Here is a 25515-nt window from a genome sequence, read left to right as displayed (position 1 = left end):
AAACATTTTATTTCAAATACTCATTTTTATCAAGTTTAAAATCAAGGATTTTCCCATCTCTTTTTACCTTGACTTCAATGGTTTTATAATCCTTTTCTACTCTATTGATCATATAGTTACAGGCAGATTCTTTATTTAAATGATCGAGATCAATGGTATTGATACTCAAAATAGAATCACCGATCTGAACGGGCGAACCACTATCTTTAAATACAAAAACCACAACAGGTTTTGCATCTATAAAACGATATCCGAAACCGAAAGATTCCAGTTTTGGAGGATTGTTTTTGATGCGTTTCATGTAGATTTTGTTGTTTTTCCAGTCCATGATGAAAATAAAGTCTTTAAAGAATTCATTTCCGATCAGGCTTGTACTTCCGGTCATCACCAATTCATTCTGAAAAGTTTGGTTTCCTAACGTCATTTCCTCCGTTCTGAAAATATATCCCGGAACCGGTTTCCCTGCTCCAAAAGCTCCGACGGAATTTGTTCCGTACGTTTCAACTGCTTGTTTTACCTTTTTTGAATTATAATTGCTGTCCGATATCTTCAACCTGCCCGTAAATCCTGTATCGAAAGTCAGTTCAATTTTTTTATCTAAAATTTTCGCCAGAACGGTTGGAGTTTTCTGCGTCTTTGCATCAAATGGAATCACCATTTCATAATCTTTCAGATCAAAATTCGCCAGATCTTTTGTCGTTTCAATTGAACTTTCTGAATAATTGATTCTCCAAAACAGTTTTGCCATTTGGTTCGCTCCCAAAATTCCATCAATTTTGAAACAACCTAATTCTGAACCATTTAAGTCCATAACAACAACTCCGATGTTTTTGAAAATCACATTGTCAACCGTCATTTCCGGTAACTGCGTGAAAATCTGTTCCTGTTTGTTTTTCTGTGAATCTTTTACTTTGCTTGAGTGCTTTTTCTCAAGATTCAGTTCGCTGTAGATGGCGTTGGAAATCACAGTCGGCGCACCAGAATCAAACAGAAAATTGTAGATTTTTCCATTGATATTGACCTTTACAAAAGGGAGATCGCTTGTATACGTTAGATTGATCTTCTCAACTGGATTTTTTAATTGTACCTCTCCGTCTTCGAAGAATCTTTTGCCCTGCGCGGAAATGAGGATTGTGAAGAATATTAAAAATAGTTGGAGGATCTTTTGCATTGGGATTATTTTGGGCTAAAGTAGGGAAATTTCTGATTTGAATGGAAATATAAAAAACTTCTTGTAAAGACAGCTAGTTTTTATTTGACATTTGAAGCAGATTGCTTTTTGCCTGCATCTATTAAGATTATATTTCTATTATTGTCTAACTTTAATTCTTTTAAAATCTTATTAATTTTTACAAATTCTTTCTCATCAAAATACAATATTACTTTAATAGAGTCTTTTGTATTATTAGCCTTTTCATAGACTTCAACTTGATTTTCAAGATTTTGCTTTAATTTAGAATTGGAAGCCAATTTAAATTCTATTAAAGTCTTATTTCCTGCACCTTTTGAAATAGCATAATCAACAGGTCCTCTTCCATTATTTGCTTCTCTATTTATATCAAAATCAGATGCAAACCAAGTTAATCTATAAATAATTTGTAAATCTTCTTCTCTTTTTATCGGATACCCATCAACATAAAAAAGTCTATAACCATCATTGTCTTCTATTACATGTTTTAAAAATTCAATTCTCTGTAATGATTCTTCGTAAGAAGATTTTGGAGATATTTTATAGAAATCTGTTGTATCAAAAAGCTTTTCTACAAAAGAAGTTATTTGATTAATAAATATACTTTCAACTTGTTCTACTTTTTGTTTAGAAACATTTTTTGCACCTTCTTTATTCTCTTCTTTTAGCTTTATATACCACTTAATCAAATCAGGATATTTTCGAATTGCTGCTTGAACAGCTTCATTCATTTCTTTTATTGTATTTTTCTTATTTTCGGGGTGCTTAGGGAGTTGTTTCCTAAAATAATTCATTATTTCAACTCTAAGCTGATCGTTTGGTATACCTGAGCAAATACGTGAGAAGTTTCCTCGTAAATCATTACTATTAATCCAATTATCATCTTTAGTCAATAAATCGCGTGGTGTTAATATGACATAATCATTGAAAATATAAGGTAGTGAAAACTCTTTAGGCATCCAGCGCTCAAGCTCGTAGTCAAAATAAACTTTTTCAACATGTACTTTTTTTATTAAAGTTTTATCTAAAGAATTTAAAGCAAATTTTTCAGTATAGCTAAGTAAATAGTCTTTAATCAGATTAGTTGTAAAATCACTAATATTATCTCTACCTACCCCAATTTCAAATAAACCTGCTTTTTCTAAATGTGAGGTTTGTGTTACTCTTTCAATTCCCAAATCATCAAATACAACATGCATTGATGAAGACATTGAGGTTCCAAATTTTTTACCCAAGCCACTTCCATTATTTCCTAATTTACTATACCCTAACCAATTCTGTTTAACTTCAGGAAATAAATACCAAGCTTTAGTTGCTGCTAAATTGATTTGTCCTTCTTCAGACTTATTCTTCAAGAACACTAAATAATTTATAATTGTTCTGTGTAATTCTTGATATTCAGTTTTTTTACTTCCAAACAATAAGAAAGGATCTATAAATAATGGCAAATCATTAATAAGCGATACATTAAAAGCTCCATAATCTTCTAAAACAGTTTTATCCACTCCAAAGAAATCACTAAAATAAATTTTTATCATATCTATATATTTGTTATTAAATTAATTAATTTTTAAGCAATTTTACAAATATAAATAGATAAATTATTACGGATAACCGTAAAAACCCTGAATTTCATATAAAATCAACAAAAAAAGCCATCCTTTCGGACGGCTTTCAATATCATAAAAATTCAATTACTGAACTTTCACAAGCTCAACATCGAAAACTAACCATGCGTTTGGCGGGATCACTCCTCCTGCACCTCTTTCTCCGTAACCCAATGCTGGTGGGATCAATAAAGTAGCAGTTTCACCTTCTTTTAATAATAAGATACCTTCGTCCCATCCTTTAATCACTCTACCCATTCCGATAGGAATTTCGATAGGCTCGTTTCTCTTGAATGAAGAGTCGAACTCAGTTCCATCTACCAATTTTCCAGCGTAGTGTACAGAAATATTGTCACCTGCTTTTGGAGCTTTTCCGGTAGTTGTTTTTGTGATCTTGTAGTATAATCCTGATTCAGTTTTTTGCATTCCTGCCTGTAAATCCTCAACCATTTTCAACTGATTCGCTTTGAATTCCTCTTCTTTTTTCTTTCTGTCAGCTTCTTCTTTTGCGATATAAGCTTTATTATTTTCAGCGATCTTAGCTTTTCCTTCTGTGAAAGTTTTTGCTGCGTCGTAGTTTTTGTACTCATCTCCTTTGCTGAAAATAGATACTTTTTCAAGTACAATATCAGTTTTAGGCTTATCCTGAGCTCCTTTGTCTACATTAGCGATAGCATCAATAACATCGTTACCTTTTACTACTGCTCCGAAGATCGTATGTTTTCCGTCTAACCAAGGTGTAGCTACTTCAGTGATGAAAAACTGAGAACCGTTTGTGTTTGGTCCAGAGTTCGCCATTGATAAAATACCTTTTCCTGTGTGGTGAAGATCGTTTCTTTCGTCTTCGAATTTATATCCAGGATCTCCAGCTCCAGTTCCTTTAGGATCTCCCCCTTGGATCATGAAATCTTTGATTACTCTGTGGAAAATAGTTCCGTCATAGAAAGGAACTCCTTTAGCCTTAGCTTTGTTATCAATTTTACCTTCTGCAAGACCAACAAAGTTAGCCACAGTTACAGGCGATTTTTTGTCTTCAAACTTTACAATAAGGTTCCCTTTCGTTGTTTGAAGATTAGCATAAAGTCCGTCTTTAAGCCCTTCGTAAGTTTCTTTGTCTACGTTCATTTTTTTATAAATTGGTGTACAACTCATCAGCGAAACACTAGCCGCTGCCAGAATTATATTCTTGTTAAACAATTTCATTATAATGCTTTTAATTTTATGATTAATGGGATATCATTATCTATTTTTTTCTCGTCTCCATAGGTTCCATATGCCAGTGCAGACGGCACCAAAAGCGTAACTTCTTCCCCATCATGTATAAAACGCAGTGCATTTTCTACAGCTTTTAATTCATCAAAGTGTCCGAATTTGGCATCTCTTCTTGCAACAGGTTCGTCATAGATCTTTGTATCATCAAAATCATACAGATCATAAGAATAAGAAATAAGGGAATTATCCTGTCTTCTTTCTCTTTGATCAAAACCTTCGGCAGTTACCCAATAATTAAGCTGTGTAGGATAGAATTTTACAGACTGCATCCCAATCCACTGTTTAATCTGGTTTCTTTCTATTGAATTAAGATTTTTCATTCTGTCTTTAGAGACATCAAGATCTTTTTTACTCAAAACCCCGCCCACGGGAGGATGAACCTGTGTATTTCTGTTACAGCTCAGTAAGCCTAATATCGATATGAAGAGAATTTTTTTCATAAACTTTTGCGAAAATACGCATTTCACAGGATATAAAAAACAAAAAAAGCCAAGAATCTCTTGGCTTTTATATAATTTTTCTGTGTTGAATTAAACTGTTTCAAGAACATTTTTCTCAACCACTACTCTCCATCCGAAAGTATCTTCTGCAACGTTCGTCTGAATATTAACTAAATCATTTTTAAGTGTAGCTGCAAAACTTTCATCATCAGAAAGTACAGGTAACTGTAATTTATCACCGTTATACCCTAAAGCTTGGAAAACTGTAGTTACAACCGCAGTTCCAACGCCCCAAACTTCTTTCAATGTTCCGTTCTTCTGAGCTTCTACAACAGCTTTTACAGGAATTGGTTCAACCTTTACTTCAATTCCTCTTTTCTTAGCTAACTGAATAAAACTGTCTCTTGTAACACCATCTAAAATTTTCTCAGAAGTTGGAGGAGTATAAATTGTATCGTTAATTCTAACGAAAACATTCATTGTTCCACTTTCTTCGAAATATTCGTGTGTAGCATCATCAGTCCAGATAATCTGCTCATATCCTTCATCCATTGCCAATTGAGTCGGGTAAAAAGATGCCGCATAGTTTCCTGCTGCTTTAGCAGAACCTACACCACCGCTTGCCGCTCTTGAATAATGGTCTGAAATTTTAACAGAAACCGGCTCTGTATAATAGCTCTTTGCAGGTGTTGCAACGATAGCGAACATATATTTATTAGAAACTCTAGCTTTCAATGCTTCTTCCGTAGCGAAGATCAATGGTCTGATATACAGTGACATTCCCTCTCCAGAAGGAATCCAACCTCTATCCAAATCTACCAATGCCTTTAAACCATCTAGAAACATTTCTTCCGTAACTTCCGGCATTGCAAGACGCGTAGCCGACTTGTTGATACGCTCAAAATTCTTTTCAGGCCTGAAAAGGAAAACCTGCCCGTCTTTGTCTTTATAGGCTTTCATACCCTCAAAACAAGCCTGTCCGTAGTTTACCCCCATCATCGCTGGTGTAAACATTAAAGGACCATAAGGAACTAATTTTACATCCCCCCATTTTCCGTCCTCATACTCACATATTATCATATGATCTATAAAAGTATTTCCGAAAGAAAAATTGTTTGGGTCGAATGTAGAAATTCTGGAGTTTTCAGTTTTTTGAATTATCATTTCTAAAATTTTTTATGATGTTCTACAAATTTAACATAATTTTCTAAATATAAAAATTTTACATTAAATTTGACAAAAAAAAGCTTGAAACGAGAAATTAAGACCACAAATGACGGTAGTAAAACTTTGTTTATCAATGATTTAAATGAAAACTACCACTCACACCACGGAGCACTGCAGGAAGCAGAACACGTGTTTATTAAAAATGGATTAAATTTAATAAATGATTGCGAAATTAATATTTTAGAACTCGGTTTTGGAACAGGTTTGAATGTTTTGGTTACAATTAATGAATATTTAAAAACTGACAAAAATCATATCATCAACTATTTTACCCTTGAAAAGTATCCCATAAATGAATCAGAAATTGAAGATTTAGCCTACTTTGAACATTTTGATAACCCAGAATTCAAAGAAATTTATCAAAAAATTCATCAAGCAGAATGGGGGAAATCGGTTGAAATTATTAATGGATTTAATTTAAAAAAGATTCAATGCGACTTCTTTGACCTGAAAGACATTGAGTTACCTAAAATTAACCTTGTTTATTTCGACTGTTTTGGCGCCAGAGTTCAGCCCGATCTGTGGGAAAAGCCATTATTTGAATTAGTTTCGGATAAAATGAGTATTAACGGCTTATTAACAACCTACTCTTCTAAAGGAAGCGTAAGAAGGATTCTTCAGGAGCTTAATTTTAAAGTTGAGAAGAAACAGGGCCCACCGGGAAAAAGGGAAATGATTAATGCTATTAAATTATAGAGATTAGAGATTAGAAGTTAGAGATTAGTATTTAAATATGGATTAGAGAACTTATTTTGTTTATTAATACTAATTTCTAGTTTCTAACTTCTAACATCTCTATAAAATTCCTAAATTAGCTATACAAATTATTATATATGATAGATAAGATCAACGTCAGAGTTTATGCCTGTGCTGTAAAAGACAAAAAAGTTCTGACACTATTTGAGGAATATGCAGGAGAACCTTTAATGAAATTTCCGGGAGGCGGATTAGAATACGGAGAAGGGCTTATTGAATGTTTACACCGCGAGTTTGATGAAGAGCTTAATGTAAAAATAGAAATCGTAGAACATTTCTACACACAGGAAAATTTTCTAGTTTCGCGTTTCAGAGAGAACGAACAACTTCTTACCATATATTATATAGTAAATATTACCAACGAAGAGGATTTCATCATCCTTGATCCTTGTATTGAAAAAACAGAATGGATCTCTATCGACAGACCGGATAATCCGTTTCCTTTGCCTGTAGATAAAGTAGTGTTCGATAAATTAAAAGAAAAATACCTGTAAAATTTACAGGTATTTTTTTTATTGTTATATTTTGTTATTTCGGGGATTTAAAAGTACTTGCACCAGGATAAGGCTGCAGATAACCAGAATTCCAATTGGATTGCAGAAGAGATTCTAAAAATTCGTCTGTTCTATTTTTACGTGGATTATATCGGTCTTTCAAATCAATATCTGCCATTTTTCCTTTTAAATTCCACCAGAAAGCATTAAACCCTCCTCTTAATTCCTTAATAATTTCAAATACGCTTTTGTCGGTTGCTCTATTCATTAATTTTGCAAAAACCTGACCTTCCGTGGTTGTTAAATCTCTTAATTGCTTTTCATATTGATCAGCCAGCATACTTTGTCTGTCTCTTACATATTTTCTTTTTGCCTTACTGTCCAGATCTGTCATTTCCTTTTGAATATCTCTGTACTGCTGAAGAGCAGTCACAAATAAAGGATAAACTCTGTATAATTTCTTATTAAGGAAATAATAATAATTTTTATCTAGCTGATTATTGAATTTCGGTTTATTCACTAAAACCAGCTCATCCATGGCCACCACAGTTTCTCCGTTGATCTCATAGATTCTGGCTTTTTGGTTTTCATCGTAGTAATATTTGTTGCCAAATTCATCTACTTTCAATAGCTCTTGTGGATATTGGCTTAAAGGCTTTGCAATCACAGAATCCCTTTGTCCGAAAACAGAGATCCCAAAAAAGAAAAGAAAAAGATAAACAATCTTAGTAAAATTCATTATTTTTACACGTATTAGAACAAAAATTAAACGCAAAAATCATTCCTTTTTATGAAATTTGAGAAGAAATCTTTGAAATTTTTAGAAAAATACTTAAATACTTCATCGCCAACAGGATACGAACATAAGGGACAGGAAGTCTGGATGGACTATATCCGACCTTATGTTGACAAAATCGAAGTAGATCATTACGGAACTTGCTATGGGATAATTAATCCCGACGCTCCATTTAAAGTAGTAATTGAAGCGCACGCCGATGAGATCTCATGGTATGTAAATTACATTACAGATGAAGGATTAATCTATGTAATCCGAAATGGAGGCTCAGATCAGACCATTGCACCATCAAAAGTCGTTCACATTCACGGAGAAAACGGAATTGTAAAAGGAGTTTTCGGATGGCCGGCGATTCATACAAGAACCAATCAAAATGAACCAATTCCAAAGATCGAAAATATTTTTATCGACTGTGGAGCAACCACCAAAAAAGAGGTTGAAGAAATGGGAATTTACGTTGGCTGTATGATCACTTACCCAGACGAATTCTTCGAAATGAACGATCGATACTTCGTTTGCAGAGCTTTAGATAACAGAATCGGTGGTTTTATGATCGCGGAAGTGGCAAGACTTTTAAAAGAAAACAAAAAAACGATTCCTTTTGGATTGTATATCACCAATTCCGTTCAGGAAGAAGTTGGATTGTATGGAGCTGATATGATTGCAGATACGATCAAGCCTAATATCGCCATCGTTACAGATGTTACCCACGACACAACGACTCCAATGATCGAAAAGAAAAAAGAAGGCGATCAAAAATGCGGTGATGGGCCTGTAGTTTTCTTTGCTCCAAGCGTACATCACGTGATCAGAGAGTTGATTATTGATACTGCAAAAACGAAGAAAATTCCTTTCCAGAGAGCCGCCGCAAGCAGAGCTACCGGTACTGATACTGATGCTTTTGCGCACTCCAACGGCGGGGTTCCGAGTGCATTAATTTCGTTACCTTTGCGTTACATGCACACGACCGTGGAAATGGTTTCTAAAGAAGACGTAGGAAATGTAATTAAACTGATCTACGAAACGCTTCTAAAGATAACACCGGAAATGAAGTTGAAATATCATTAATTAAAGAAACTAGAAATTAGATTTTAGAAGTTAGTTTTAATCTAACCTCTAATTTCTAACTTCTAAAATCTAAATATAAGTAAAATGAAAACGAAGCTTATTGCTCCTTCCCTTTTATCTGCAGACTTTGGGAATCTGCAAAGAGACATTGAAATGTTAAACAATTCTCAGGCCGACTGGCTACACATTGATGTGATGGACGGAAGGTTTGTACCCAACATTTCATTTGGTTTTCCTGTGATGAAAACTGTTCAACAACATGCCAAGAAATTTGTAGATGTACATTTGATGATCTTAGAACCTGAAAAGTATGTTGAAGAATTCATTAATCACGGTGCTGATCTTATTTCTGTTCATTATGAAGCTTGTACGCATCTTCACAGAACGATTCATCATATTCAGAGTTTGGGAGCGAAAGCTGGGGTTGTTTTGAACCCTTCTACTCCGGTTTTAATGTTGGAAGATATTATCGCTGATGTAGATCTTGTTTTATTAATGAGCGTAAATCCCGGATTTGGCGGACAGAAATTCATTGAAAACACTTACAAGAAAATTGCTGAAACGAAAGATTTAATTTTAAGCAATAACTCAACCGCTCTTATTGAAATTGATGGAGGTGTAAATCTAGACAACGCTTCAAAACTTTTCGAAGCCGGAGCAGATGTCTTAGTTGCCGGAAATGCAGTTTTCTCATCAGAAAGCCCTGAAAGAACCATTGAGCTTTTAAAAATTTAATTATTTTAGCTTTTAAATAAGGAAAAAGGCAGCTTTTGGGCTGCCTTTCTTACTCTGTAATCTGAGCTTATGATGGTTATTAGTTTTCGTTTTTAAAGCTTAGTGTTTAAACTTCCTGTTGTAATTCTGATGTAAAGATCTATATTAATTTCATTAAAAACATCCGTAAAAACACTGAATTTTCGTTAAGTATTTATACTTAATAGAGATTTTAACGAAAGAAAAATTCTTATTCAACTTTATTCCAAACACAGGCGCAAACGACTAAAAGTATGCTGATTACAGAAAAAACAGTTCTTACATTGTTTAAAAAGTTCCATCTGTTTTCAAAATTATCACGCATTTGCCTGATTCCTTCTTTTGTAGAATTTACAATATCAAACTTGTCTAATTGATCATTAAGCGGAACATTTCCAACTATTGTCACTCCAAATACACCGATCAAATAAGCCAATGTAGCCAAAAGAAGCAAAATAAAAACAGGATTTTGCGCGCGATATAAAAAGGTGGAAATCGGAAGTAAAACCGCAGTTCCCATAAAACTCACAAAGAATACAGGATTCAGGATCTCACGGTTGATCGACTGCATTGCTTTTAAATATTCTGTGTCTGATAATTTCCCCAATCCCAATACGACAGAACAGGAATAAGCATAAAAAAGTCCGGCTATCAATGCTGTGAGGACGGCTGTGACAATTAAAAGTATTGTTGTCATTTTCATATATTTAATTTGATGATTTAGTTTTTTGCTGAAACATAAAAATAATACATTAAAAACAATTTTAAGTTTAATAATTTTTAATATTTAATTACAGATTCACAATACTTTCTTATTTCGCGCAATTAATCAGTGATTATAAAGGAATTTTTATCAACTTTTCTTATTTTAGTCCACAAAACAGAGAAAGATGAAAAGTAAAATTACCAGAACATTTTTATTGGGATTAATTTTATCAACCAGCAGTCTTAATGCACAAGATAAAACGCCTGATAATAAAAAAATGAAATGGTTTCAAGATGCCAAACTGGGAATTTTTATTCATTGGGGAATTTATTCCGTTGACGGAATTGCAGAATCATGGTCTTTTTTCAATAATTACATTAATCATGAAAATTATATGAAACAGCTCGACGGATTTTCTGCTTCACAATATAAACCTGATGAATGGGTGAAATTAATTAAAGATTCCGGGGCAAAATATGCTGTCATCACCACAAAACACCACGACGGGGTTTCTCTTTGGGATTCTAAAGCTGAAAAAGCAACCACAATTCCTAAAAACTCTTTGGCTAAAAAAGATGTTTTGGTACCTTTTGTTTCTGAGCTTAAAAAGTCAGGCCTAAAAACAGGACTCTACTACTCTCTTCCCGATTGGAGCCATCCTTATTACGACAATAATACCAGGACAAAAAAACGATACGATATTAAAAATGATCCCAAACGTTGGGCAAATTTTATCAATTATTACCAAAGTCAACTGAATGATCTTTCCAGTCAATTTAAGCCGGATTTATTATGGTTTGATGGTGATTGGGAGCATTCATCGGAAGAATGGCAGGCACCGAAAACATTAGAAAATTTAAGAAAATACAATCCGAATATTATCATTAATTCAAGATTAAATACACACGGAGATTACGAAACTCCCGAGCAGGGAATTCCTGTTATTAATCCTCAAAGTGATTATTGGGAATTGTGCTACACGATGAATGATGCGTGGGGTTATCAGCCTTTTGATAAGAATTATAAAACGCCCAACATGATCGTGAGAACATTGGCAGACGTAATCAGTATGGGCGGAAATTTATTACTTGATATTGGTCCAAAGGCTGACGGAACAATTCCAAGTGAACAAGTTGAAATTTTGAAAAATCTGGCAAGATGGACTTCAAAATATCCTGATGCCATCTACGGAACCAGACACGGAATCCCCTTCGAGAATTATAAAGGAAAATCTGCCATGTCAAAAGACGGGAAAAAATTATTCCTTTATCTGGAAGAAGCGAAAAGTTTCACAAAGGTTTACGGATTATTATCAACGCCAACATCCGTGAAAGTTGTGGGAACGAATCAAAAAGTCAATTTTACAAAAGAAGTAAATCAAACAATAACATTGGATCTTTCGAATGTACAGTTTGACCAAGATGTTACGGTTGTAGAACTTGATTTTCCGGAAATTTTAATTCAAAAAGATATTCAAAAAGATAATCCTTCCATTACTCAAATTTTAGAAACTAAAAATACTAAATTGGCTGCGTATCAAATTGCAGAACAGCTTCATGACGGAAATAATATTTTTAATAAATCAGGATTAACAATTGACGGATTGGATATGAAGTTTCCAAAATCATCAAAAACAAATACTGAAACCATTAATTGGATCAGTAAACATGCAGAAGCTTTATTTGAAACTGAAAAAGGTCTGCCAAACGGACATTATTCTGGCAATAGTGTTCTCTCGAAAGACAAACAGACGATTTTTCTTTTTGTTGAAGGAACTCCAACCGGGCCAATTGCTTTGAAAGGGATAAAAAATGGTATTGCAAGAATCAGGATTGTTGGTGATGGCTCTTTGGTGAATTATAGATCTTACAATAAATTATATTGGAGTGACAAGCCAGGAATCGTTTATATTGACATTCCAAAAGAAAGACTTGACAAAAATATGACAGTAATTGCCGTTTTACTGGACAAACCGATCGAATTATACCGAGAAAAGGTAGGCGCTGTTGAAAATAATCTGTAAAACCTGCCAACAATATGACAGTATGGCGTAAAAAAACAAAAATCCAGAAAAAATTTCTGGATTTTTTATTTTAAATAAGAAAATTCTTATTTAGAAAATCTCTCTTCCAGAAAAATGGAATTGAGCTTCAATAAGAGCGTTCTCGTTAGAATCTGAACCGTGAACAGCATTCTCTCCGATGCTTCTTGCAAACATCTTTCTGATCGTACCTTCCGCAGCTTCAGCCGGGTTTGTAGCTCCGATCAAAGTTCTGAAATCTTCAACAGCGTTATCTTTTTCAAGAACAGCAGCAACGATTGGTCCAGAACTCATGAAATCTACCAATTCTCCGTAGAAAGGTCTTTCAGCGTGAACTTCGTAGAATTTTTTTGCATCAGCAACAGTAAGTTGAGTTAATTTCAAAGCTTTGATTTTAAAACCACCTTCTGCAATTTTACCTAATATAGCACCGATATGTCCGTCTGCAACAGCATCAGGCTTAATCATAGTGAATGTAATGTTAGACATAAATGTATATTTTTTTAATGCCGCGAAATTACGAAAAATATTTTTGATTTTAATTTTAATTTTTTTTAACATAAAAATAACTTTTATTAAGAAATGATGAACAAAAGTTGGCACAGTAATTGTTTATTTTATTCCGATTCTCATGTTTAATTTGAGTTTTCATGGTTATTAGTTTTTACCCAGCCTCGGCTGGGTTTTTTATTGCCTAATATTCCCCAAAAAGATCATCCAACTCAAACATTATTACATAGTTAAACTCCTGTTTAATTATTTTTAAACAGGATATATTATATTTTGTTATTATTAAGTAAATTTATTTTTGAAACAATTCTTCCGCTTCTTCCATCAACTTGATGTAAGTCGAATATCTGGTTTCTTGAATTTCGCCCGTTTCCAATGCGTCAAGAACGGCACATTTTGGCTCATTGATATGCATGCAATTGTGAAATTTGCATTCTTTTCTCTTTCTAAAAATCTCAGGGAAATAATGCTGTACTTCTTCTTTTTCAATATCAATCATTGCAAACTCGCGGACTCCGGGAGTATCAATCACATTTCCACCAAAATTCCAGAAATGCATCTGGGCAAAAGTGGTTGTGTGCTTTCCTTTAAGGTGGGTGTCTGATATTTCAGAAGTTTTGATATTCAAACCTGGCTGTAAAGCATTCACCAAGGTTGATTTTCCACATCCGGAATGGCCGAAGAAAACAGAAGTTCTGTCTTTTAGAAGTTCCTGCAAATCGTTCAAATTTAATTGAGAATAAGAGGATATTTCCAAAGTATTGTATCCGATGTCCTGATAAACAAACTCGATATCTTTTACCAATTCGATTTCAGGTTCATTTAAAACATCCATTTTATTGAACAAAAGTAAAGGCTCGATATTGTATGCTTCACAGCATGCCAAAAATCGGTCTAGGAAACCAAGAGATGTTTCAGGATGTTTTAAGGTAAAAATAAAGCAAGCTACATCGATATTGGAGGCAATAATGTGTGCTTCTTTTGAAAGGTTAACGGATTTTCTGATCAGATAATTTCGTCGTTGTTCTATTTTTGTGATCCAAGCAACATCATCCTGTTCCAACTGAAATTCCACAAAATCTCCTACAGCAAGCGGATTGGTAAGTCTTGTTTTAATTAATTTGAATTTGCCACGAATTCTGGCCTCGAAAATTTTACCAGTTTCCATTTCTAAAACCTGATACCAACTTCCTGTAGATTTAATGATTTTTCCTTTCATATATATTACTGGTTGCAAATATAAGGAATTAGGAAATAGGGCTTAGGGTTTAGGTTTCAGATATTAGAAAAATTTTACGCGATCCTACTAATTCCTGAAACCTAAACCCTAAGCCCTAGATAAAATTACTTTCTGTCAATCATAATGCTGTTCTGCACCTCAATAGATTCTTCGTGAATCGCTTTAAAAACTTTCTCGATAAAATCCTGAGACATACCTGTTTCCCTAGCTTTTTGAGTAGCGTATTCTGTAATCACTTTCCAACGTTCCGGTTGGAAGATAGCGATATCATTCTCCTTTTTAAGCTTACCAATTTTTTCTGAAATTTTCATTCTTTGAGAAAGAAGCTCAATCAATTGGAAATCCAGATCAGAAATCAATGTTCTGTGTCTTCCCATTTCACCGTCAAAACCTGCCAATCCGGAGTTTCTGATTTTTAAATTTCCGATTAATTCAGCTAAAACTTCCGGCGTGATCTGTTGAGATGCATCACTCCAAGCTTCATCAGGATTGCAGTGAGATTCTATGATTGCACCCTGGTAACCAACGTTCATTGCTTCCTGCGTAATATCTGCCAAACCAGTTCTGTTACCACAGATGTGAGAAGGGTCGATCAACATTGGAATATTCGGAAACTGACTTTTGAAGTCTAATGCAATCTGCCAGTTCGGATTGTTTCTGTATTTTGTTTTTTGGTACGTAGAAAAACCTCTGTGTATTGCTCCAAGGTTTTCAATTCCTTGTCCTAAAAGCCTTTCTAAAGCTCCGATCCACAAAGCTAAATCTGGGTTTACAGGGTTTTTAACCAAAACCGTTTTATTCGTTCCTCTCAAAGCCATTGCAATTTCCTGAACGGTAAACGGGTTCACGGTAGAACGCGCTCCGATCCAAAGAATATCAACATCAGCTTCCAATGCAGCGAAAACGTGGTGAGCATTGGCAACTTCTGTAGCAGTTTTGAAACCGTATTCTTCTTTTACTTTCTTTAGCCAGTTTAGCCCGATCACTCCTACTCCTTCAAATCCGTTCGGTTTTGTACGGGGCTTCCAAATTCCTGCACGGAAAATAGGAACCTGCGCACCTGTTTCTTTAATTCTCTTCGCTGTTTCCAACATTTGAGCTTCACTTTCCGCGCTACATGGCCCTGCAATCATCATTGGTTGAGGGAATTCGTTGATCCAGTCGTTTTTTAAGTCACTTAAATTCATATCGTTAATTTATATATTTTTATTTTACTGTTTACATCAATAGGAAAATGATTATAAAATTTAATTTATAATTTCTTTCAAAAAATGCCGTTAAAAAAATTAAGTGGGATTAGGAATTGTGATAGAAAATCAATCTATTCCTTGTATTTTTTTGAGAAAGAAATTTAGTTAGCAATACCAATAAAATCGATAATACGTCCCAAAATTTCTAAGATAGCTAAAAGATAAACCAAAATAACTGCTAAAGAAATCAGCAGTTGCAAAACCAAAAAGGTTTTTAGAATTAGGTTTATGTAAAATTGTTTGTTCCACTTTTAAGTTGTGAATCTTCTATTTTCAGCTATTAAATTTATAATTTGTGTTTGTCAAAAAGTTATTTAAAACAAAATTATTTGACAAATATATAAAATTATGACAAATCAAACTTCATTAAATCATCAAGATCTTTCAGCAAAGGATTTTTCTCAATAAACTTTTCAAATATCTTCTTAGTCGTAACAACCTCAATTTTAAGGCTTTCAAAGTCTCTTTTGTATTCAATTTCAATAGAATAATTATGTACTTTTCTTTTGAAATGATTAAAAAATTCTCCGCTTATTTTATCAAATTCCACTTTTGCAGAGTCTGAAGGATAAGAAACCTGAATATTATGTTCGTCTATTTTAACTAATTTAAAAGCTTTAATAGCATTAAAAACAAATGTATTCTTAGATTGCAATTGTTTCAATAGCAAATTCCATTCCATTTGTAAATCGGTTTCTGTAAAATGGTTTTGTGGAAGGTCTTCAGTTTTTGTTGCAAGTGTACTATCTTCCTTTTTTTCAACCTTCTCTTCTTTATTCATAAAAGAATTGATACTGAAACCGGAAGAAGATCCCTGTTTAGATAAAGGCTTGGAAGTTTTTTTAATAACAATTTCCTGTGGTTCATTAGAAATCACAGGTTTTTCAACCTTTTCTTCTTTTTTTACCTCTATTTTTTGCGGAATTGCTACTTCAATCTTTTCATGAAGGAAGGGCGCTAGTATTAAGAACTTTTTTTTTTAGCAAGGTCAGCATTAGCCGTCAGTGAGGATAATTGCATTAACGCAATTTCTACCGTAAGTCTTGGATTCTTTGAGTTCTTATAATTGATATCGGCATGATTACAAATCTCAATACCATCTATTAACTGTTGAGCGTTCCATTTTTGGCCTTGCTCTACAAATTTGGTTTTTGTTTTCTCTCCTACTTCAATTAAATCAATTGTAGAAGCGTTTTGAGCCATCATTAAATCTCTGAAATGATTTCCTAATCCTGCAATGAAAATATGAGAATCGAAACCTTTTTTTACAATTTCATTAAAAGCAAAAAGTACTTCGGGAATTTTATTTTCTTTGGCAAGATCAACAATATTTAGATATTGATCGTAATCTAAAATATTAAGCACTTCGGCAGCTTTTGCCAGCGTAATATTTTTCTGAGAAAATGTAGATAGTCTGTCGAATATAGAAAGCGCATCTCTTAAAGCCCCATCGGCTTTTTGAGCGATTAAATATAAAGCATCATCTTCATATTGAATATTTTCTTTCTGAGCAATATTTCTAAGGTGCGACTGAATATCTTCAATCACAATTCTTTTGAAATCGTAGATCTGACAACGTGATAAAATCGTTGGGATGATTTTATGCTTTTCTGTGGTTGCCAAAATAAATATTGCATGTGCAGGAGGTTCTTCCAGCGTTTTAAGAAAAGCATTGAAGGCAGCAGAAGACAGCATGTGTACCTCATCGATGATATATACCTTGTATTTACCAACCTGAGGAGCAAAGCGCACCTGATCTATCAACTCTCTGATATCATCAACAGAGTTGTTGGAAGCAGCATCTAGTTCATAAATGTTGTATGCGAAACCATCTTCTGAAACGGAACCGTCTTTTTCGTTGATCTTTCTGGCCAAAATTCTGGCACAAGTCGTTTTACCAACGCCTCGGGGTCCACAAAACAGTAAAGCCTGTGCTAACTGATTTTCTTCAATTGCATGTTCTAAAGTATCCGTAATATGAGATTGCCCAACAACCGTGTCAAACTCTTGTGGGCGATATTTTCTTGCAGATACGATGAAATTTTCCATTGGTCAAAAATAAGAAATATTGTTCTAATTTGAAAATTTAAATTTTCAAAATTTCATGTAAATCTTACTTTTCTACAAATGGAAAACTTCAAACATCTTATTTTTTATCTTCGTAAGCAAAGTCGATCAACTCAACAATAGCTTTTTCAATTTCTGCTCTACCTTCGTCAGTTTTCATATCGATACCACAAAACTTGTTTGCATTGTATCCTGTATAAAGATTTAAGTAATATGCTCCAGAAATAATTAACGCCATAATTGCCCTGTATCTAGTAGCATTTTCTCCAAAGTGAGGGTCTGTAATATGCTGGAATAACATATCTCCCACTTCTTCACGCTGCTCTACTAATTTCCTAAGAATCGGTTTACTTTCTGAAAGCTCCCAAAGAATGATCTTCTGAAGTTCTTTGTTCTTTTTCAAGTTATCAAACTGGTTAAGCAAAGCCATTTTTGACAATTCTTTACCTCCGTCTGAGATATCAACTTCTACATTTTGATTGAATTTCGTCCAATAATCCTGAGATTTGATATACTCATCGATCAACTTATCAGTGCTTCCAAAATATTCATAGATAAGTTTTTTGTCGAAACCTGCAACGGCAGCGATCTTACTTACTTTTAAACCTGAGTAACCTTTTACTCTTAAAATTTTACCAACTGCGGCAAGTAATTTCTGTTTAGTTTTTTCTTTGTCCCTGATGGGACCTTGCACAACTTTTCTGGGCATAATACTAGTATTATTTTATTTTTTTGCAATATGCAATTTTTTGTTTATATCTTCAAACGCATTCAACGTTTTATCAAGATGTTCTCTTTCATGCCTCGCCATTACACTCATTCTGATACGCGCATCTTTTCTAGGAACGGCAGGATATAAAATCGGGTTTGTATAAATCCCTCTTTCAATAAGTAGTCTTCCGACGTCTCCTGTTACATAAGGATCTCCAATTTTTACCGGAACGATCGCAGAGCGCGTAACTCCTGTATCTAATCCTAAATCATCCAACCCTTTTTTGAAATAATTAATATTATCCCAAAGCTTCTGTCTCCAGATAGGCTCTTCATCAATTAATTCAATAGCCTTAATAATTCCTGCAGAAGAAGGCGGTGCCGTTGCAGAAAAAATCTGTTGTTTAGACTGGAATCTTAAAATTGCTGCTATTTTCTTATCTGCAATTACATATCCTCCCAAATTACCGAAAGTCTTACTAAACGTTCCTGTAATAATGTCTACTTTATCCAATAGATCGGCTTCTTCAAGCGTTCCTCTTCCCGTTTCTCCTAAAATTCCTACCCCATGTACATCGTCCACCATTAAAAAAGCATTATACTTTTTTACTAACGCATAAATCTCTTTTACATGCGACGTATCCCCATCTTGTGAATACACTCCATCTATAACTACGAGTTTTGTGCGATAAAGGTTTTCTGAAGTCTTCAAAATGTGTTCCAAAGCTTCTAAATTGTTGTGAGGAAACGTTTTTTTATTTGTGTAAGCACAACCTTCATGCACACTTGCATGTACTGCCATGTCTAAAATAGCGATATCCTCTTTCTGCATTAAGCACTGCAATGTAGCGCTATTAGCCGTATATCCTGTAGTAAAAACTACTGCTTCCTCCTCCTTTCTTCCAAAAAAGGAAGAGATCTTTTTTTCAAGATCATTATGGTAATCGAAATATCCTCCGATAAGCGGTGTAGCACCTGTTCCAGTTCCATATTTCTCAATTCCGTCAATTGCTGCCTGCTTTACTTTCGGATGTTGTGTAAATCCTAAATAATCACTGGAAACAAAACTTACATATTCTCTATCATTATTGGCAATATTTACATGAACTAAAGAGTTAGTTCCTGTTGTATTTTTTAATCTGTAATTCATGTGTCCGTTGGACTTCATGAACTCTAAAAATTCATAAAAAATCTCTGCTCTTTGAGATATATTATAGTCCGGAATATTCTCAAAATCCTTAAATGTGGCTGTTGTAAAGTTAATGTTCATCCTTAATTTTGTTAGCTGTTTAAAGAACAAATATATGATTATTTAACATGGCTGACTTTGAATTTTCAATTAAAATTTATTATGCATATAATATTTCAATCATATGGTTTGAAAATCAACATATTTCACACTTATTAGACCATTTTAATATTTATTAACATATCTAAAAACCTTTTCATTTAAATAAAATTAATGAAAAAAATAACACAAAACCTCATCAAAAACAAAAAAAAATGGCCACTTTCGCAACCATCTCACTTAAATATGAAATATTTAACTATTTACTAGATAACTCCACATTTATTCAACGAAAAAGTCAATTAATAAAAATTTTATTTTAGACTTAATAAAAACTGTCATTAAATGCTTTGATTGAGTTTTTTACATTCAGTTTTTCAAGGATATTTTGGCGGTGACGGCTGACGGTATTTACGCTTATAAAAAGAAATTCTGCAATTTCTTTACTTGTGAAACCTTCGCCTACGAATTTCAAGACTTCCAATTCTCTTTGAGATAAGATATTTTTATAGTTTAATTTATCCTCAACCACCACTTCCCCCTTCGTAGAATTTATAATTAAAAAATCAGAAGGCAAAATAATTGACTGATCCAAAGCAATGCTGTACAGACAAAGTGCAAACCTCAGCTTATTATTGTAAGGCGAATAGGTGTAAAACATACGATGCTGCACAAATCTGTATTCGTCATTTTTATCTTTTATGCGAATTCTGGATACGACATTGTAATTAACGCGGTCTTCAGGTTTAAGCGAATCCATTAATTTAAAAAAGCGTAATTCATGGATGTATTTCTTCAACTTATCATCAGGATGAATTTTTTTTAAGATCTCTTCTTCCCAAATTGAATCTATAATGGCTGGATTTTCCTTAAAATTCAAACCTAATTCCAACGCAGATTTTGAAGTGTAGACGTAGCTTTTATTGGCCTGCATATCACTCAACACCGAAATAACATTTTCAATTTGAGAATACATTGATGCCTGTTGTTTATATATCTCAATATCCAACAGACAATTGCTTCCATTTTTGTTAAGCAGTGTTTTGTTAAGCGTGTCTAAGATCTCCATAAATGGTTATTTATAAGTATTGATGATACTAAGGTAAAATTTTACTTTTGCTAAATTAATACTTTACACTCAGTTATACCGATAAAGAAAGAGAATGAAGAGAATAATTTTAAGTTTCTGTGTGCTTCTGTTGGCTCAGAAAAGTTTTGCTCAGACATTGGAAAAAATGACATGGTTCAACGAACCTGAAAAATGGGAAATTAAAAACAATGCTTTATCAATGTTCATCACTCCTCAAAGTGATTATTGGAGAATTTCACATTATGGATTCACCGTGGATGATGCGCCATTTTATTATACAACTTACGGCGGAGAATTTGAAGCGAAAGTAAAAATTACAGGAAACTATAAGGCAAGATTTGATCAAATGGGATTGATGCTTAGAATTGATAAAGACCATTACATCAAAGCCGGCGTTGAATTTGTGGATGGTAAGTACAACCTCAGTACCGTTGTTACTCATATAACAAGTGACTGGAGCGTGATCACATTAGACAAAACACCTCCCGCAGTCTGGATAAAAGCAGTAAGAAGGCTTGATGCGGTAGAAATTTTTTATTCTTTTGATGATAAAAATTATATCATGATGCGTAATGCTCATTTACAGGATAACACCCCTGTCATGGTTGGTTTAATGGCTGCGTGTCCGGATGGAAATGGATTCAATGCAACTTTTGAAAATTTCAAAGTGAAACATCTTGCAGATGAAAGACGCTTACAATGGCTTGAAAACCATAAATAACGATTGAATTACACTTCAATATACAGTCAATTTTTATTAACCTCTCATTTTTTTGGGAGGTTTTTATTTTTTAAAATTTTAAATAGAAAAAACCGGATAATTGTATCCGGTTTGTATTTGTGTGTTTTAGAATCTGATTGTGTGTTTATCAAGAAACTATTTTGAGGGAAAATAATTTCTTAAAAGCAAAATTATTAGTCAATTCTGGTAAGTGATATTCTGTAAGCTCTGGTAACGTTTCCATTATTTGTAACGTTAATTGTTCCTGCGGAAGGCATTGTAATAGTATAATTAAAGGCATTTGCATTACCTCCATCAGCACACACTGCAACGCTTGACCATGTAACAGCAACTGTGTTTCTTACTGCTTGCGTAAATGTTGGGTGAACTCCACTACTACTTACTAAACCATCCTGTCCATTAAGAGCAAAAAAACTATTTAAACTAACATTATGAACAAGAAAATCAACTGTTGCAATATCGTTACAACCGTTAATTATTAAAACCGTTACTCTATACGCACCTTCCGGCAAGCCAGTAATCAAAGATGCTGAACCACCAGCTGCTACAGTTATTGAATTTGATCTAAACCCTCCATAGGTACTTGATGGCGAACCTTTTACTAAAACACCATTAGGATCAACATAAACGGGTGATATCAAAGTAGCACCTGCAGCTTGGTTAACTGTTCTTACTCTTGTGGTACCGTTTACATCTAAAGTATTTGTTGGCGCGGTATTGTTACCAATCCCAACACTTCCTCCAACAGCACTGATAGTAGCATTTGCTCCAGAAGTGCCAAGGGCTCCACCCAAAAATGCATTCCCGCCTTCGGTTAATATTAAACGACGCACACTGTTGGTACGATCGATAATACTGAATTGAGAAGTAGGTGAAGTTCCTTCAGGATCAAGCCCCCACAAGGAAGTAGCATTACTAAGTCTAACTTCCGCTCCTTCTACATGAAGTTTGGAGGCTGGTGTTGTAGTTCCAACTCCCATATTCCCGTTGGATAGCATAGTAGCTACAGTTGTTAATGTCTGCCCATCACCGTAAGTTCCCACAGAGTTTGATCCTACATTAAACTGCAAACCAGATTCTGCTCCAGAAACGTTAATAGAAGGAATACTTGGAGTAACATTAAACCAAATATTATCCCAACTTCCACTACCCGTAGAGCTTTTCATACCAAAAGTAGTTCCTACGATATCCAGTTTTGCAGCGGGTGCTGTATTGCCAATTCCCACTCTTCCGGTATTGGCGTCTGTAAGATACATAAGCTCATTAGGAGTAATACCAACACTAAAAGATAGATAACGAGGACCTACTGCAGTACCTGTAGAAGTATCCCCAAAATTAATACGAGAAATAGGTCCCGGAAAAATAGATGATGAAGACTTCATATTAATTCCAAAATTATCTGTACGGTTACCGTAACCAAAACCGTCTTGGCCGACATTAATATCTAAAGCATCTTTACTTAAAGCTGTTGTCACTGCAGCATTAAGAAACTGTCCTCCTTCTACATGTAACTTTCTTGTAGGAGCAGCAGTTCCAATGCCTACTCTATCATTCGCGGCATCTATAGAAAAGGTAGCTCCATCTACTGAAAATGCATTTGTTGCACTTGCTGTAAATGCCAAAGTATTGGCAGCCTGAGTTACAATTCTATTCCCATCTAATGCACCGTTAGAGTTATAAATGTTAAGATTAGAAAATATCGCATTACTTGGATTATGCATTTTTACCCATGCCGTACCGTTATAATAATAGTAACCTACAGCATCTATATTGGCAGCAGCTCCTGTTTGCAATCCTGTAGCTGCATCATTTACATAGATTAAAGTAGAAGTAGGAACACCTGTCATAACCTGAGCTCTCTGCCTGTCCACTCTAGGCACAAGCATACCATCTACATTGGTTGCAGGGCCTGTGGCATTTTTAGCGAGAATATCAATAGTAGCAGTTGGTGAAGGTGTATTAATCCCAACCTGAGCGTTAATCTGAATAGCAAAAACTGAAATAGTCATTACAATAGTTAATACTGTTTTTTTCATATGTTACAAGTTTTTTTTGTTTTGGTTTTGTGAAAATACAAATTTTAATTTATAAATTCAACAATAATATTAAAAATTGAATACTATTATTAATCAAATAATCATTTGTTAAGTAAATATTAATAACAATATGATATTTTTAATATATAATGAAGATTTGATTAATTTTTAAAATCTGATCAAGTGTAGATTTGATCTACTTCCTATAAATATTTCACAAAACTATCCAAAAGGTAGTATTAAATATTCATTATATCAATAATTAGTGAATATTTAAACTGACTTTACTCAGGTTAATTTAAAGAGAAAGAATATTTTACTGAGTAACGAGAAAAGTATAAAAAACAGTCATCGCTTTCTTTTCATAAGCATCCTTTAAGGAAATTAGCATTGCAGTACGAATCATATTTTTCCCTTTGATTGGAACAGTAATCAGGTCGTCTTTTTCTGTAACTGTAGTTTGTGCGAGAATGGTAAACCAATTTCCGCTTTTCGTTAACTCAAGCAAAGTTGGAATATCATTAATTTCAATTAAAATATTTGGTGATAAATTGTTGCTTTCAAAGGCTTCTGTTACAAATTTTGTTGTGCTGTAACCTTTTGTTGGTAATGCCAATGGTAAATCTGTAATTTCTTTTAAAGTGATACTCTCTTTATTCTTAAAATCAGATTTTTTTGAAGCTACCAAAGTCATTGGAGAAGTAAAAAGCGGAGTGTAATTGAATATTTTCTCCTTATTCCCTTCAGCAAAAGTAAGGGCAAAATCGAGTTCTAGATGGGTTAATTTTTCAATTAATTCTGAAGTAGTTCCAAAAACGATATTTACCTTCACTCCCGGATATTGCACTGAGAACCTAATGAGTGCTTCGATTAATGTGGAACGCATTCCATAAGTAACTCCGATTGTAAGCTCCCCGGTTTTAAGATCTTTCAAATCTCTTAAAGCCAAAAAACCTTCCTGTGATTTTAGAAGGCTTTTTTCTGCGTATTCTGAGAAAACAGCTCCAGCTTCCGTTAATGTAATTCGTTTCCCTATCCTATTAAATAATGGAATGCCCAATTCATCTTCAAGCTGTTTGATCTGTTGTGAAAGCGTGCTCTGACTTATAAATAAATGATTAGCTGCTTCCGTAAAATTAAGCAGTTCCTTAGCTTTAAGAAAATAACGAATTTGTCTGAGTTCCATAGTTGTAAATCGGTTTTAACAATGAATATTGTCGAAATAACACGTTTTACAAATTTAGAAAATTTAGCAACGATTAAAGCTTTTAAAAATATCTATTTCGGAAGCTTTTCCATCTTTAAATGTAATGGCAAAAATAGTTCTTCTGCCAAACCATGTTTTTTCTAATTCATAAGTCCAGGTTTCATTATTAAAATAATTAAATCCATCTCCTAGTTCTTGCTTGATTTGATTGCGGGATTTACCAACCAAATGGTTGAAATTTTCTTTTTTCATCTTGTGTGTTATAATAATTTTATTGAAAATATTTAAAGTGCAAAACTATCATCAATAATTAATAAAATATCTACTACACCTCTACTCCCTCTTTCGTAAATCAATAAAATATAAGGTAAAAAGAAAATATTTAGTATTGAAAAAATGATTGTTGTGCTTTTTTTGAAAAATTTAGCTTTTACCAAAAACTTTTGACAGTTTTATTTCAGAAACATTTTCATTTTTAAAGGTCAATGAGAGAATAATTTTCCTGAAGAACAAGGCTTTTCCGACTTCATAAGTCCAGATTTCATTATTAAAATAATTAAACCCATGTCCTAGTTCTTGGATAATTTCATTGCGCGATTTACCCAACAAGTGGTTAAAATTTTCTTTTTTCATTTTGTGTGTTTTATTTTTATTATCAAAATAAGTACCAAAATGTTAAAATCTGTATTTATCAGTTGTTACAAGTAATTAATTTAGAGTTAATTAAAATAATATTCTAAAAGATATTTCCACTTTTACCCATATATTTTTAAGTTTTAGTGGCTCCACAGTGATGATTTAATATTAAAAAATATTATTTATCGAATAATAACATCTACATACCACAAAAATGACAACAATAATTAAAGTTTCAGGAAAAATAATACATAAATAAGAGGTTTTATTACAAATTTTCAATATTTTTGAAACAATGTAAGTATTTTGGTTAGGTTTTTGAAGTGAAATATTTTATATAAAATTAAGCTAGTCACTTATTTTTTTAATCATTTAAATATTAATATCAT

General features: G+C 33.5%; 25 protein-coding genes. 6 read left to right on the top strand and 19 right to left on the bottom strand.

Annotated elements, in window-relative coordinates; all coding sequences use genetic code 11:
- Nucleotides 1–7: 7 nt before the first annotated feature.
- From SB689_RS01155 to SB689_RS01135, 5 genes are all read right to left on the bottom strand, one after another.
- Nucleotides 8–1171 carry an aspartyl protease family protein gene (locus SB689_RS01155; protein ID WP_410690259.1) on the bottom strand — a complete coding sequence of 388 codons (1164 nt, stop codon included), beginning with the start codon at nt 1169–1171 and terminating at the stop codon, nt 8–10.
- Between the two features lie 80 nt (nt 1172–1251).
- Complete coding sequence (locus SB689_RS01150) at nt 1252–2727, bottom strand: hypothetical protein (RefSeq protein ID WP_410690258.1); 1476 nt, start codon at nt 2725–2727, stop codon at nt 1252–1254.
- Nucleotides 2728–2883: 156 nt separating this feature from the next.
- Nucleotides 2884–3921 carry a peptidylprolyl isomerase gene (locus SB689_RS01145; RefSeq protein ID WP_410691276.1) on the bottom strand — a complete coding sequence of 346 codons (1038 nt, stop codon included), beginning with the start codon at nt 3919–3921 and terminating at the stop codon, nt 2884–2886.
- Nucleotides 3922–3998: 77 nt separating this feature from the next.
- Nucleotides 3999–4508: an FKBP-type peptidyl-prolyl cis-trans isomerase gene (locus tag SB689_RS01140; protein WP_410690257.1), complete on the bottom strand. Its 510-nt coding sequence runs from the start codon at nt 4506–4508 to the stop codon at nt 3999–4001.
- 90 nt (nt 4509–4598) lie between these two features.
- Nucleotides 4599–5672 carry a branched-chain amino acid aminotransferase gene (locus SB689_RS01135; protein ID WP_066758892.1) on the bottom strand — a complete coding sequence of 358 codons (1074 nt, stop codon included), beginning with the start codon at nt 5670–5672 and terminating at the stop codon, nt 4599–4601.
- Between the two features lie 84 nt (nt 5673–5756).
- On the opposite strand from SB689_RS01135, the gene mnmD reads away from it, so the two are divergent.
- A complete protein-coding gene (gene mnmD, locus SB689_RS01130) occupies nt 5757–6431 on the top strand; it encodes a tRNA (5-methylaminomethyl-2-thiouridine)(34)-methyltransferase MnmD (RefSeq protein ID WP_410690256.1) in 675 nt (224 codons plus the stop codon).
- Between the two features lie 137 nt (nt 6432–6568).
- Nucleotides 6569–6985, top strand: coding sequence for an NUDIX domain-containing protein (locus SB689_RS01125; protein ID WP_410690255.1), 417 nt, complete (start codon nt 6569–6571; stop codon nt 6983–6985).
- 34 nt (nt 6986–7019) lie between these two features.
- Here the strand turns inward: SB689_RS01125 and SB689_RS01120 are convergent, their stop codons facing one another.
- On the bottom strand, nt 7020–7724 hold the full coding sequence (locus SB689_RS01120; RefSeq protein WP_410690253.1) for a DUF4294 domain-containing protein: 705 nt from the start codon (nt 7722–7724) through the stop codon (nt 7020–7022).
- Nucleotides 7725–7775: 51 nt separating this feature from the next.
- Between SB689_RS01120 and SB689_RS01115 the strand changes: the two genes are divergently transcribed.
- Nucleotides 7776–8849, top strand: coding sequence for a M42 family peptidase (locus SB689_RS01115; protein ID WP_066758898.1), 1074 nt, complete (start codon nt 7776–7778; stop codon nt 8847–8849).
- Nucleotides 8850–8933: 84 nt separating this feature from the next.
- Nucleotides 8934–9584 (top strand): ribulose-phosphate 3-epimerase, encoded by a 651-nt coding sequence (gene rpe, locus SB689_RS01110; protein WP_066758901.1) that lies wholly within the window; start codon nt 8934–8936, stop codon nt 9582–9584.
- A gap of 229 nt (nt 9585–9813) precedes the next feature.
- On the opposite strand, the gene SB689_RS01105 is transcribed toward rpe, so the two are convergent.
- The gene (locus tag SB689_RS01105; RefSeq protein WP_410690252.1) at nt 9814–10299 is read right to left on the bottom strand and encodes a DUF1772 domain-containing protein; all 486 of its coding nucleotides are present in this window, start codon (nt 10297–10299) and stop codon (nt 9814–9816) included.
- A gap of 193 nt (nt 10300–10492) precedes the next feature.
- Between SB689_RS01105 and SB689_RS01100 the strand changes: the two genes are divergently transcribed.
- Nucleotides 10493–12331, top strand: a complete 1839-nt coding sequence (locus SB689_RS01100) for an alpha-L-fucosidase (protein ID WP_410690251.1) — start codon at nt 10493–10495, stop codon at nt 12329–12331.
- Nucleotides 12332–12421: 90 nt separating this feature from the next.
- On the opposite strand, the gene SB689_RS01095 is transcribed toward SB689_RS01100, so the two are convergent.
- The 8 genes from SB689_RS01095 to SB689_RS01060 form a co-directional block, all read right to left on the bottom strand.
- Nucleotides 12422–12838 carry a nucleoside-diphosphate kinase gene (locus SB689_RS01095; protein WP_066758910.1) on the bottom strand — a complete coding sequence of 139 codons (417 nt, stop codon included), beginning with the start codon at nt 12836–12838 and terminating at the stop codon, nt 12422–12424.
- Between the two features lie 313 nt (nt 12839–13151).
- Nucleotides 13152–14078, bottom strand: a complete 927-nt coding sequence (gene rsgA / locus SB689_RS01090) for a ribosome small subunit-dependent GTPase A (protein ID WP_410690250.1) — start codon at nt 14076–14078, stop codon at nt 13152–13154.
- A 125-nt stretch (nt 14079–14203) separates the two neighbouring features.
- Nucleotides 14204–15286 (bottom strand): chorismate mutase, encoded by a 1083-nt coding sequence (locus tag SB689_RS01085; RefSeq protein ID WP_410690249.1) that lies wholly within the window; start codon nt 15284–15286, stop codon nt 14204–14206.
- Nucleotides 15287–15695: 409 nt separating this feature from the next.
- A complete protein-coding gene (locus tag SB689_RS01080) occupies nt 15696–16226 on the bottom strand; it encodes a hypothetical protein (RefSeq protein WP_228394328.1) in 531 nt (176 codons plus the stop codon).
- Nucleotides 16227–16312: 86 nt separating this feature from the next.
- Nucleotides 16313–17398 (bottom strand): DNA polymerase III subunit gamma/tau, encoded by a 1086-nt coding sequence (gene dnaX / locus SB689_RS01075; RefSeq protein ID WP_072406777.1) that lies wholly within the window; start codon nt 17396–17398, stop codon nt 16313–16315.
- 97 nt (nt 17399–17495) lie between these two features.
- A complete protein-coding gene (locus SB689_RS01070; RefSeq protein WP_072406779.1) occupies nt 17496–18125 on the bottom strand; it encodes a TetR/AcrR family transcriptional regulator in 630 nt (209 codons plus the stop codon).
- A 15-nt stretch (nt 18126–18140) separates the two neighbouring features.
- Nucleotides 18141–19397 carry an aminotransferase class I/II-fold pyridoxal phosphate-dependent enzyme gene (locus SB689_RS01065; RefSeq protein ID WP_410690248.1) on the bottom strand — a complete coding sequence of 419 codons (1257 nt, stop codon included), beginning with the start codon at nt 19395–19397 and terminating at the stop codon, nt 18141–18143.
- Nucleotides 19398–19740: 343 nt separating this feature from the next.
- Entirely contained in the window at nt 19741–20484 is a 744-nt protein-coding gene (locus tag SB689_RS01060; RefSeq protein WP_410690247.1) for a response regulator transcription factor, read from the bottom strand.
- Nucleotides 20485–20578: 94 nt separating this feature from the next.
- Between SB689_RS01060 and SB689_RS01055 the strand changes: the two genes are divergently transcribed.
- Nucleotides 20579–21226: a DUF1349 domain-containing protein gene (locus tag SB689_RS01055; protein WP_410690246.1), complete on the top strand. Its 648-nt coding sequence runs from the start codon at nt 20579–20581 to the stop codon at nt 21224–21226.
- 194 nt (nt 21227–21420) lie between these two features.
- On the opposite strand, the gene SB689_RS01050 is transcribed toward SB689_RS01055, so the two are convergent.
- From SB689_RS01050 to SB689_RS01035, 4 genes are all read right to left on the bottom strand, one after another.
- On the bottom strand, nt 21421–23283 hold the full coding sequence (locus tag SB689_RS01050) for a hypothetical protein (protein ID WP_410690245.1): 1863 nt from the start codon (nt 23281–23283) through the stop codon (nt 21421–21423).
- A 316-nt stretch (nt 23284–23599) separates the two neighbouring features.
- On the bottom strand, nt 23600–24469 hold the full coding sequence (locus SB689_RS01045; protein ID WP_410690243.1) for a LysR substrate-binding domain-containing protein: 870 nt from the start codon (nt 24467–24469) through the stop codon (nt 23600–23602).
- Between the two features lie 63 nt (nt 24470–24532).
- Nucleotides 24533–24742 carry a hypothetical protein gene (locus tag SB689_RS01040; protein WP_410690242.1) on the bottom strand — a complete coding sequence of 70 codons (210 nt, stop codon included), beginning with the start codon at nt 24740–24742 and terminating at the stop codon, nt 24533–24535.
- 171 nt (nt 24743–24913) lie between these two features.
- Nucleotides 24914–25123 carry a hypothetical protein gene (locus SB689_RS01035; protein WP_410690241.1) on the bottom strand — a complete coding sequence of 70 codons (210 nt, stop codon included), beginning with the start codon at nt 25121–25123 and terminating at the stop codon, nt 24914–24916.
- Nucleotides 25124–25515 lie beyond the last annotated feature (392 nt).

Source organism: Chryseobacterium sp. SIMBA_038, assembly GCF_046535115.1.
Lineage (GTDB): Bacteria > Bacteroidota > Bacteroidia > Flavobacteriales > Weeksellaceae > Chryseobacterium.
This window is presented reverse-complemented; position numbering and strand designations above follow the sequence as displayed.

Coding starts and splice junctions, on each gene's coding strand:
- SB689_RS01150 (WP_410690258.1), bottom strand. CDS start 2,727: ATGATAAAAATTTATTTTAGTGATTTCTTTGGAGTGGATAAAACTGTT.
- SB689_RS01100 (WP_410690251.1), top strand. CDS start 10,493: ATGAAAAGTAAAATTACCAGAACATTTTTATTGGGATTAATTTTATCA.
- SB689_RS01145 (WP_410691276.1), bottom strand. CDS start 3,921: ATGAACGTAGACAAAGAAACTTACGAAGGGCTTAAAGACGGACTTTAT.
- SB689_RS01155 (WP_410690259.1), bottom strand. CDS start 1,171: ATGCAAAAGATCCTCCAACTATTTTTAATATTCTTCACAATCCTCATT.
- SB689_RS01120 (WP_410690253.1), bottom strand. CDS start 7,724: ATGAATTTTACTAAGATTGTTTATCTTTTTCTTTTCTTTTTTGGGATC.
- SB689_RS01050 (WP_410690245.1), bottom strand. CDS start 23,283: ATGAAAAAAACAGTATTAACTATTGTAATGACTATTTCAGTTTTTGCT.
- SB689_RS01135 (WP_066758892.1), bottom strand. CDS start 5,672: ATGATAATTCAAAAAACTGAAAACTCCAGAATTTCTACATTCGACCCA.
- SB689_RS01045 (WP_410690243.1), bottom strand. CDS start 24,469: ATGGAACTCAGACAAATTCGTTATTTTCTTAAAGCTAAGGAACTGCTT.
- SB689_RS01055 (WP_410690246.1), top strand. CDS start 20,579: ATGAAGAGAATAATTTTAAGTTTCTGTGTGCTTCTGTTGGCTCAGAAA.
- SB689_RS01085 (WP_410690249.1), bottom strand. CDS start 15,286: ATGAATTTAAGTGACTTAAAAAACGACTGGATCAACGAATTCCCTCAA.
- SB689_RS01115 (WP_066758898.1), top strand. CDS start 7,776: ATGAAATTTGAGAAGAAATCTTTGAAATTTTTAGAAAAATACTTAAAT.
- SB689_RS01105 (WP_410690252.1), bottom strand. CDS start 10,299: ATGACAACAATACTTTTAATTGTCACAGCCGTCCTCACAGCATTGATA.
- rpe (WP_066758901.1), top strand. CDS start 8,934: ATGAAAACGAAGCTTATTGCTCCTTCCCTTTTATCTGCAGACTTTGGG.
- SB689_RS01035 (WP_410690241.1), bottom strand. CDS start 25,123: ATGAAAAAAGAAAATTTTAACCACTTGTTGGGTAAATCGCGCAATGAA.
- rsgA (WP_410690250.1), bottom strand. CDS start 14,078: ATGAAAGGAAAAATCATTAAATCTACAGGAAGTTGGTATCAGGTTTTA.
- SB689_RS01140 (WP_410690257.1), bottom strand. CDS start 4,508: ATGAAAAAAATTCTCTTCATATCGATATTAGGCTTACTGAGCTGTAAC.
- SB689_RS01070 (WP_072406779.1), bottom strand. CDS start 18,125: ATGCCCAGAAAAGTTGTGCAAGGTCCCATCAGGGACAAAGAAAAAACT.
- SB689_RS01065 (WP_410690248.1), bottom strand. CDS start 19,397: ATGAACATTAACTTTACAACAGCCACATTTAAGGATTTTGAGAATATT.
- SB689_RS01040 (WP_410690242.1), bottom strand. CDS start 24,742: ATGAAAAAAGAAAATTTCAACCATTTGGTTGGTAAATCCCGCAATCAA.
- SB689_RS01125 (WP_410690255.1), top strand. CDS start 6,569: ATGATAGATAAGATCAACGTCAGAGTTTATGCCTGTGCTGTAAAAGAC.
- SB689_RS01095 (WP_066758910.1), bottom strand. CDS start 12,838: ATGTCTAACATTACATTCACTATGATTAAGCCTGATGCTGTTGCAGAC.
- dnaX (WP_072406777.1), bottom strand. CDS start 17,398: ATGGAAAATTTCATCGTATCTGCAAGAAAATATCGCCCACAAGAGTTT.
- SB689_RS01060 (WP_410690247.1), bottom strand. CDS start 20,484: ATGGAGATCTTAGACACGCTTAACAAAACACTGCTTAACAAAAATGGA.